The sequence below is a fragment of the Sulfolobus sp. B1 genome (assembly GCF_007050195.1).
In the GTDB taxonomy this organism is placed as follows: domain Archaea; phylum Thermoproteota; class Thermoprotei_A; order Sulfolobales; family Sulfolobaceae; genus Saccharolobus.
In genome coordinates, this window is record NZ_QIMI01000093.1 from 1 (window position 1) to 6,872 (window position 6,872).

At 33.7% G+C, this 6,872-nt stretch carries 6 protein-coding genes; 2 read left to right on the plus strand and 4 right to left on the minus strand.

What is annotated here, in order from left to right:
- The coding region (gene aceA, locus DMP16_RS06935) for an isocitrate lyase (protein WP_143577018.1) at positions 1-1,107 on the plus strand (1,107 nt) is incomplete at its 5' end.
- Positions 1,108-1,599: 492 nt separating this feature from the next.
- Here the strand turns inward: aceA and DMP16_RS11000 are convergent.
- The 3 genes from DMP16_RS11000 to DMP16_RS06945 all read right to left on the minus strand — a co-directional run bounded on the left by DMP16_RS11000 (position 1,600) and on the right by DMP16_RS06945 (position 4,580).
- Entirely contained in the window at positions 1,600-1,743 is a 144-nt protein-coding gene (locus DMP16_RS11000) for a hypothetical protein (RefSeq protein ID WP_156770094.1), read from the minus strand.
- A 230-nt stretch (positions 1,744-1,973) separates the two neighbouring features.
- Complete coding sequence (locus DMP16_RS06940; RefSeq protein ID WP_185957833.1) at positions 1,974-2,633, minus strand: helix-turn-helix domain-containing protein; 660 nt, start codon at positions 2,631-2,633, stop codon at positions 1,974-1,976.
- Positions 2,634-3,491: 858 nt separating this feature from the next.
- Positions 3,492-4,580: a cupin domain-containing protein gene (locus DMP16_RS06945; protein WP_069284375.1), complete on the minus strand. Its 1,089-nt coding sequence runs from the start codon at positions 4,578-4,580 to the stop codon at positions 3,492-3,494.
- A gap of 259 nt (positions 4,581-4,839) precedes the next feature.
- Here DMP16_RS06945 and DMP16_RS06950 point away from each other — a divergent pair, with 259 nt between their 5' ends.
- Positions 4,840-5,751: a fumarylacetoacetate hydrolase family protein gene (locus DMP16_RS06950; protein ID WP_069284822.1), complete on the plus strand. Its 912-nt coding sequence runs from the start codon at positions 4,840-4,842 to the stop codon at positions 5,749-5,751.
- Positions 5,752-5,959: 208 nt separating this feature from the next.
- Here the strand turns inward: DMP16_RS06950 and DMP16_RS06955 are convergent, their stop codons facing one another.
- Positions 5,960-6,751, minus strand: coding sequence for an alpha/beta hydrolase (locus DMP16_RS06955; RefSeq protein WP_069284376.1), 792 nt, complete (start codon positions 6,749-6,751; stop codon positions 5,960-5,962).
- Positions 6,752-6,872 lie beyond the last annotated feature (121 nt).

Here is a 6,872-nt window from a genome sequence, read left to right on the forward strand (position 1 = left end):
TTTGGAGCCTTAACCGGTTCTCAAGCAGTTGAAATGGCTAAAGCTGGATTGAAAGCTATTTACGTAAGTGGTTGGCAAGTAGCAGCTGATAATAATTTATCTGGACAGACTTATCCAGACTTGAGCTTATACCCATCCAATAGTGTTCCTACATTAGTTAAAAGGTTAAATAACGCCCTAATTAGGGCGGATCAAATAGCTTGGAGTGAGGGAAAGTATGAGGTAGATTATTTATTACCAATAGTTGCTGATGCCGAAGCTGGATTCGGAGGACCTATTCACGCTTATGAATTGATGAAAGCAATGATAGAGGCTGGGGCTGCTGGAGTACATTTTGAAGATCAATTAGCCTCTGAAAAGAAGTGTGGTCACTTAGGTGGTAAAGTTCTGATACCTACTAGTAACTTCATAAGAATATTAAATGCAGCAAGGTTAGCATCTGACGTTTTAGGCGTTCCTACCATACTGATTGCCAGAACTGATGCTTTAAATGCAGTATATTTATCCAACGATTCTGATGAGAGAGATTCTGAATTCTTGACTGGTAGAAGAACGGCAGAAGGGTACTATGAGGTTAAAGGAGGAATAGATTTCGCAATTGCTAGGGGTTTAGCATATGCACCTTACGCTGATTTGTTATGGTTTGAAACCTCTAAGCCAGATTTAGATGAGGCTAGGCAGTTCGCTGAAGCTATACATACCCATTACCCCGGGAAGTTACTAGCTTATAACTTATCTCCATCTTTCAATTGGAAAAAGTTCATGGATGATTCTAAGATTGGTAAGTTCATTGAGGAGCTAGCTGATTTAGGATATAAGTTCCAGTTCATAACCTTAGCTGGTTGGCATTTAATTAATTATTATACCTTCAACTTAGCTAAGGCATTTAAGAATGAGGGAATGTTAGGCTATGTTAAGCTACAAGAGCTGGAATTTCAGGCTCAACGTGATGGTTACACTGCTGTAGCTCATCAAAGGGAAGTTGGCACTGAGTATTTTGACTTAGTGTTAACAATAGCGTCTGGAGGACAAGCTTCAACAGTTGCAATGAAAGGTTCAACTGAAGCTGAACAATTTATTCCAGTAAAAGAGAAGATAAGAAAATAAATATGAAGTGAAAAACCTTTTTCCTTAAAAAACTTTTTCTATTATACCTTGTGTGTGGACAATAATTTGGTTTGTTTAAGATAAATTGAATTTTATTCATAATAAAAAGTATTTTTAGGGTGTGGGCGAGTTATTTATTGGGGCGAGAACATGAATAGGTTTGATTTCCTCGCTTAACTCAAATTATCTCTACCCTTTTAAGCTTAGGTTTCATTCCTTGGATGAGATTGTATTAGCCTTGACGTCTTGCTTGTCAAGTTAGAGGACTTCATTGCCTCACACTACATTGCCCCTCACAAGTTGGCTAATGTTAATTACAAGGTCAAAGTTGATGTTAAGGATAGGGATCGTTTGCTCGTAGATCTGTAAACTCTGGTTATAATTTAATCTTGAAACTGTGCAAAATTAGCGAATACCTGAGTGTTTTTAAGGCTTCCATTATTTTTGACTATCACTTAAGTCTGAGCTCCATTAATACATGTGTATACACTTTCATTTGACAAATTGTGTGTGGACAACAATTTCATCCACTCCCATATTCCAACTTATGCCAATAGATTTCGAGTAAATTGTATTGAAGAATATTTTTAGCCATCTCGTTATTGTGTTCCTTGTTGAGTTCCATGTGGAGTCCATGCTTGCTTAAGCTTCTGAAAACTTACTAAGCTTGTCAAAAGTTTCAACATCGTGTTTTAACCAAGAGAATGCCTTGTAGCCTTATCGTGTAGGAAGACAGCTTTATCCCTCCAATTTTCCAGTATAAGCGTGGAAACTACATGAAGAATTAGCCCAGACTCGTAATGCCTAAATAATACTCACCATTAACCCTCAAAACCTTAGTCTCATCAATAACGTATTAAAAATTATCAATATATATCGTAGTAATAATCTAATATATATCTAGTAATTTTCTTTTGAATATTCCTTAAGTGATAGATGAGCATGGGTTCACTAATACCTAAAATCTTACTTAACTCTTTACTGGTTATCTTTCTAGGATAATCAAAGTATCCAAATTTATATGCTACCCTTAAAATATCTAATTCCTTTAATGGTAAATTGGGTTGAGTCAAGTATTTATAGGGATGAAGCGCGGTACTATGAACATTCAATTGCTCCTTTAGATCATTAATGAAGTCTTCTTTCAAATTAGTTGGAATTACAATGCTCCAACTTTCCTTAAAGTCTGAAATATCTTCCTCTATAAACATTGCGGCATATCTCTCTATTAAATTAAAAATGGAGTTAGGTCTTAGCCTCTTGATTATAGATATCAAAACATTAGCCTTGTCATTGTATTGAATACTATTTATGGTAACAGTTTTATAGAATCTGTTCATCAAACTAATGAAATGCCTTTTATATTCTTTAGGGACTAAAAGAATTATCTTAACGTAAGACCCATCATTGATCTTATGATAGTGTATAAGTTTAACGTTATACCATATCTCAGTGGACCAACAATTTTCATGTGTTCCATTAACCTTAAGAAGAACTTGGGGATTAACACGATTCTCCTTTCCCATCAGTGAAATATATAAAAATTCTTGAATATAAAGCATCTTGGTCAATTCAAACAACAAGTTAAGTAAATAATTTTAGGAAGTCCGAACTATCATATTCCCGTTTTCTTAAGGTAAAGGAAAATAATAGTAAATTATAACTTAAAACATAAACGATTTGACGTTGTGCAATTTTATAGATATGGGATGAAGAGCATTTCCACACAATGTTTGTTAGAAAAATTTATTTTGATATAATTTTATCGTACAAATAAATATTTAATTCCATATTAATCAAGTTGAATTCGCATTATATTATATTAAAGTTAAGCTTTATCCATTCAAAAATAAGGTTTTGAGCAGGATTGGAGATTTATATATTCTTACATAATTTTAAAGGTATATACCATTTTATAAATCACATAGTTTTTATGATGAAAAATATTAAGATCTACATTCATAGGTAGTTAGATTTTTGAATCAATAAGGCATTTTTATTAATTTAACTATGATTATCATACCATATTATACGACTATTTTTCACTTATATTTTACAAGATATTAATCCGTATTACACATTATCTTATTAATACTCGATTTATTCTTGGTAGAATTAATTGAAGGCTATGCCTTAGAAGACAGAGATTTCTCTAAGTTCAACTTATTTTCACACGTGTGAGTTCAGTGCCATCATGAGGATTTAAATTTAGGCAAATCTATTACGCTAATAAACTGTATGTGGGCAATATACTCCTATTTACATATATTTGTCAATACGAGAGAGGTTTAGCAAATTTTAGCTTTATGATGACAAACTACATTAACACATTAAAGTAGTATGTGTAGTAGTTATATATAGTGGATAAAAAATGAAAGAAAAAATTAGGATTCTTCTTGCTTCTCTTCTCTATACTTTCCGAGGGCTTTATAAGTAGGTGCGTCTGATTGAACAAATAATATTAATGGATCCTTACCATTATTTCTTATTATCCTTCTCGTCCATGGTGGCAATGTTATCATATCGTGATCCTTTACCTTATATGTGATACCGTTATCTGGTAGCCATATTTCACCTTCTCCTTCCATAGGAAACATAACTACACTCTCAGTGGCTAAAGGTGGTTTGATCTCTTCTCCTGGTCTTACTAAGATGAAAGTTAAACTCATAGTTGGAAATGCTGGACCTCCGGTTTGAGGATTAATTAATTCTATTGCTACAATTTTCCTTTCCTTAACTTTTTCTCCTAATTTTATAAGGGCTTCACGTGTCTTCTTGTATGGATAATACCATAATGGATTTATTTCTGACTTCTCTTCGGTTAAAGGTAAAAATCCTTGAGAATACTTTCCCTCTACATCGACCTCTGTTCCTATCACATCTTGTACTACCTTACCATTAACATCCTTCAGAAATGAGTACCACTCTATCCCTAACCAAAAAGTTAGGGAAGCATCTAAGCCATCATACCATATCGCGTAGTCTTTACCGAAGTTTCCATGATCGTGCCAAGTAAAAGCTGGAGTAAGTACTACATCTCCTTTATTTATCTTAATCCTAATTCCATTAACAGTAGTATATCCTCCCTCTGGAGGCATATCCAATCCTACTCTGAAGGCATTTGTTAAATGTCTGTGAGCAGGAGGTTTATCTTCAGGGGCTATGATTTGAATACCAGCATACATAGTAGTAGTAGCAGGGGCTGGAAACTCAGGGGCTAGTTTCTTTATCCCCGGATTTTCCAAGTGAACTGTCACCCTATCAGAGAATTCTGGGTCTATAACATCTCTTAACCTATATGCGGTTCTTTTTAGATCTTCATACTTCCACATATATGGTACCATAAACGGTTGTGGTTTATTTGTGAAGACTGGATAATTTGAGAATCTCTTATCGAAGCTTGTAGCATAAGTTCCTAAGTATTCTCTTTTCATTTCTTCCACTAATTTGCGAAACTCAGCTTCATTAGCCATTAATATTAATATAAACTAACCAAGTATTTATTTTTTCACCATATGAGATGCTGTAGATTTGATACCATAATTATTAATACATTTTTGTTCCAGAGAACATTAAGTCTAAGATCACGTTTACGAGCTTTGTCCTCCTCCATAATCTGCTTAATATCATAGCATGAGTTCACTCATACTGCGTGTGCAATTCCTTACCCTGAAGTAAATATTGATTTATATAACTTAGGTGAATAAATGGATAATCAGGGGAAATGTAAGAATGAAATTGTTAATGTTTTCTAAAGGTAAAGGGGATGAAAGGTTAGGTCTAATAGTTAAAGATAAGGTTTTGGACGTAAAACAAGCTTATAAAATAATAACTCATTCAGCATCTCCAAGTTGGTTTAACTCATTAAACGAGCTAATAAGAGGTGGAGAAAGTGCCATGATTTTAGTAGAACAGTTGAAAAATAAAATCGAAAATAATCTGGATGAGGTTAGTCAAGTGATTTATGATTTGAATGAAATAGAGTATTATCCTCCAGTGAATCCAGAAAAAATATTATGTGCTTCCATTAACTATAAATCTCACGCTGAAGAGTTACATCAAGAGCTTCCAGTTGAACCATATTTATTCGTAAAGTTGCCTAATGTACTAATAGGTCACAAGAAATCAATTATAGTACCTAGTTTTTCAAGGCAAGTTGACTATGAAGGAGAGTTAGCAGTAATAATAGGAAAGGAGGGTAAGAATATCCCTAGGAATAAAGCCTATGAATACGTTTTTGGTTATACAATTTTTAACGACGTAAGTTTAAGAGATTTAAGGTGGGGAAAGAGTGGTAAAACAGAATTTAATTGGCTAAAGGCTAAAAGCCTAGATACGTTAGGTCCTTTAGGTCCATGGGTTGTAACTAAGGATGAGATTAAAAATCCTCAAAAATTGAGAATTAGGACTTACGTAAATAATGAGTTAAGGCAAGATGGAAACACCGAAGACATGATATTCGATATTGCAACGTTAATCGAGTACGCTTCAGAAGGAATAACCCTAAAGCCTGGGGATTTGATATCTACTGGAACTCCTCCTGGTACTGCATTGAGAACTGGTAAGTTCTTAAAATCCGGAGATATCGTTAAAGTAGTAATAGAAAATGTTGGAGAATTGGAAAATTACGTTAAGACTGAATAAGAAATGAAAAATCAGATAGAACTAAAGTTTTTTATAAATCAACTTTCCTTGACGTGAAGTAAAACTATTCTATTGATTTGTTGTTCATTAAATTCCGAAATTAAAGGACTATCTTAATTTTTATGGAAAATGAAAGGGTAAAATATAAAAACAAATAAAATTTCCTAGAAACATTTTTTAAATTAGTGGAAAACGATCTAAAAATCTTTTATTTAAAATTCTCCTCCAAGAATTGTATAACTTCTTTTGCGTATAATTCTGGATTTTCTGCAGGTGCATAATGTCCAGCACCCTTTAGTTCTTTAAATCTAGCACTCTTTATCTTCTCAGCAGTACTTTTCATCATATCATGTGTTACTATTGGATCGTATTCCCCTCTTAAGAGAAGTAAAGGTATTCGTATCAACTCTAATTTATCAGCAATATCAAAAGAGTTCCACGCAGCTAAGTCCCATCTGAGAATTTCATTTCTAGTAGAACTTCTAATCCAAGTAAGCCTTTCAATAAGACTCTTAGTAGCATTTGGACTGGCGAAAAACAAGGTTCTTGCAGGATCAGTGTTAATAGCATTCTTAACATCCTCTTCGGAAAATGTCCTGGTTCTTGCTGCACAATTGGCAGCTACTCCAGCTATTAGCTTTTTGGCCTTAGTAGATAGGTCGAGAACAATATCACCACCAACTGAAGTGCCTACAGCAATAAATCTCTCCAAGTTAAGAGCGTTAGCTAATTCCATTATTACGTCACTATAAAAACTTACTGAAGCGTTACTTAAACCCTTTAATTGAACTTCCCAGGGCTCAGATTTACCATGCCCTGGCAAGTCTAGTAATAATAACCTATACTTATCCGTAGGGAAATATTTAACAACATCATGATATATTCTACCATCAAATCCAGCTAAATGTATTAGAACTATTGGTAACCCTCTACCATACTCCTCTAAATACACGTATTTCCCCTTAACGTTGATATATCTACCAACTAAATTCTCTAGCATCTTTATATCCCCATGGTAACATATAGAGTAGTATTATATAAACCTTAGAGTATCTATAGCCGACAGGAATTTCTTTAGCTGATGAGAGTTTTAAATTTAATAAAATATTTTAAAAAACAAT